Raw genomic sequence first — 2,567 nt, 5'->3', positions numbered from 1 at the left:
ATATTCCAACCGTAAATAATCACTTTCAACAAGTAGGACGTTGTGCATTTGAATTGGCTACTTCCAAAGAAATTCAGCAACTAGCAATTAAATCAGAGTTTATTCTAAATCGTTAAATAAAAAAAGGCCCGAGAGGTCTTTTTTATTTATTTATACATCCTATCTCTTGAATCTCGTTAGTGAGATAAAAAAAGAGGAGCCATAGCTCCTCCAGTTCACTTGGCCACTCGCCTATCTCCCAGGGGGCAACCCCCAAGTACTTCCGCCGTAGATGGACTTAACTTCTGTGTTCGACATGGGAACAGGTGTATCTCCATCGCAATGATGACCAAATCATTAAATGTTACCTTGAACATTCAAAACTAAATAACAATTCTTCTAACTTTTAAACCATAAGCATATTATATTTGACTCTTTTGGTAAAGTCCTCGAGCGATTAGTACTGGTCCGCTCCAAGTCTCGCAACTCTTCCACTTCCAGCCTATCTACCAGATCATCTCTCTGGGCTCTTAATTCTTACGAATGGGTAATCTCATCTTGAGGTGGGCTTCGCACTTAGATGCTTTCAGCGCTTATCCCTTCCCTACATAGCTATCCAGCCGTGCTCCTGGCGGAACAACTGGTACACCAGCGGTAAGTCCATCCCGGTCCTCTCGTACTAAGGACAGATCCTCTCAAATTACCTACGCCCGCGACGGATAGGGACCGAACTGTCTCACGACGTTCTGAACCCAGCTCGCGTGCCGCTTTAATGGGCGAACAGCCCAACCCTTGGGACCGACTACAGCCCCAGGATGCGACGAGCCGACATCGAGGTGCCAAACCTCCCCGTCGATGTGAACTCTTGGGGGAGATAAGCCTGTTATCCCCAGGGTAGCTTTTATCCGTTGAGCGATGGCCCTTCCATGCGGTACCACCGGATCACTAAGTCCTAGTTTCCTACCTGCTCGAGTTGTAGCTCTCGCAGTCAAGCTGGCTTTTACCTTTACACTCTACGATTGATTTCCAACCAATCTGAGCCAACCTTTGAGCGCCTCCGTTACTCTTTAGGAGGCGACCGCCCCAGTCAAACTGTCCGTCAGACACTGTCTCCCTGGCCGATTATGCCAGCGGGTTAGAGTAACCATAAGTCAAGGGTAGTATCCCAACAACGCCTCAATAGAAACTAGCGTCCCTATTTCAATGGCTCCTACCTATCCTGTACATGACTTACAGGTACTCAATATCAAACTACAGTAAAGCTCCATGGGGTCTTTCCGTCCTGTCGCGGGTAACCTGCATCTTCACAGGTACTAAAATTTCACCGAGTCTCTCGTTGAGACAGTGCCCAAATCATTACGCCTTTCGTGCGGGTCGGAACTTACCCGACAAGGAATTTCGCTACCTTAGGACCGTTATAGTTACGGCCGCCGTTTACTGGGGCTTCAATTCATACCTTCGACTTACGTCTAAGCACTCCTCTTAACCTTCCAGCACCGGGCAGGCGTCACCCCCTATACATCACCTTGCGGTTTAGCAGAGAGCTGTGTTTTTGATAAACAGTTGCTTGGGCCTATTCACTGCGGCTGGCTTTTACACCAGCACCCCTTCTCCCGAAGTTACGGGGCTATTTTGCCGAGTTCCTTAACGAGAGTTCTCTCGATCACCTGAGGCTACTCGCCTCGACTACCTGTGTCGGTTTGCGGTACGGGTAGATATGACTTTACGCTAGAAGCTTTTCTTGGCAGTGTGACATCAGAGAGTTCGCAACCGTAGTTGCTTCCCCATCACAGCTCAATGTTAAAGAGAAATGCATTTGACACATCTCACACCTCACTGCTTAGACCAGAATCCATTAACTGGCATCTCTTAGCCTACTGCGTCCCTCCATCACGATCATATCTAGTACTGGAATATCAACCAGTTGTCCATCGACTACGCCTTTCGGCCTCGCCTTAGGTCCCGACTAACCCAGGGCGGACGAGCCTTCCCCTGGAAACCTTAGTCTTACGGTGGATAAGATTCTCACTTATCTTGCGCTACTCATACCGGCATTCTCACTTCTTAACGCTCCAGCACTCCTCACGGTATACCTTCATCGCGGTTAAGAACGCTCTCCTACCATTGATAAAATATCAATCCAAAGCTTCGGTAATATGTTTAGCCCCGGTACATTTTCGGCGCAGGGTCACTCGACTAGTGAGCTATTACGCACTCTTTGAATGATAGCTGCTTCTGAGCTAACATCCTAGTTGTCTGTGCAACCCCACATCCTTTTCCACTTAACATATATTTTGGGACCTTAGCTGTTGGTCTGGGCTGTTTCCCTTTCGACTACGGATCTTAGCACTCGCAGTCTGACTGCCGAACATGTGTATTAGCATTCGGAGTTTATCTGAGATTGGTAATCCTAGACGGACCCCTCACCCAAACAGTGCTCTACCTCCAATACACTTACATTTCGACGCTAGCCCTAAAGCTATTTCGGAGAGAACCAGCTATCTCCCAGTTCGTTTGGAATTTCTCCGCTATCCACAAGTCATCCAAACACTTTTCAACGTGTCCTGGTTCGGGCCTCCAGTGCGTCT

Annotated in this window: 2 rRNA genes; both read right to left on the bottom strand. The window is 48.0% G+C overall.

Annotated elements, in window-relative coordinates:
- Nucleotides 1–217: 217 nt before the first annotated feature.
- Nucleotides 218–333: ribosomal RNA gene (gene rrf / locus ACWD1Z_RS37120) — 5S ribosomal RNA — on the bottom strand.
- An 83-nt stretch (nt 334–416) separates the two neighbouring features.
- Nucleotides 417–2,567: ribosomal RNA gene (locus ACWD1Z_RS37115) — 23S ribosomal RNA — on the bottom strand; the annotation flags it as partial.

Source organism: Streptomyces sp. NPDC002784 (genome assembly GCF_053592135.1).
This window is presented reverse-complemented; position numbering and strand designations above follow the sequence as displayed.